Raw genomic sequence first — 419 nt, forward strand, 5'->3', positions numbered from 1 at the left:
GGCGAGATCGTCGCCCTTCTCGGCAAGAACGGCATGGGCAAGACAACCCTGCTCAAGACCGTCCTGGGAATGGTGACCCTGCGCGGCGGCAGTATCACCATCGGCGGGCAGGCGCTCTCCGGCCTCTCCCCCGCCAAGCTCGTGGCGCTCGGCGTCGGCTACGCGCCGCAGGAGCAGCCTTTGTTCCAGGACCTGTCGATCCGCGACAACCTGCGCCTGGCGGTCCCGTCCGACCGCCACCTCCCGGACGCGCTGGAGCGCCTGGTCGGCCACTTCCCGTTCCTGAAGGACCGGCTCGCCCAGCGCGCCGGCACGCTCTCCGGGGGCGAGCAGAAGATGCTGATCCTCGGCCGCGCCCTGATGCTGCGCCCGCGCCTGCTCCTGATCGACGAGATCTCCGAAGGCGTGCAGCCCTCGAT

At 70.2% G+C, this 419-nt stretch carries 1 protein-coding gene; it reads left to right on the forward strand.

Annotation, left to right across the window (positions count from 1 at the left end; all coding sequences use genetic code 11):
* On the forward strand, nucleotides 1–419 hold a 419-nt coding region (locus ACNFOC_RS55560), incomplete at both ends, for an ATP-binding cassette domain-containing protein (protein ID WP_416966465.1).

It is taken from the genome of Streptomyces colwelliae (genome assembly GCF_048158785.1).
Taxonomy (GTDB): domain Bacteria; phylum Actinomycetota; class Actinomycetes; order Streptomycetales; family Streptomycetaceae; genus Streptomyces.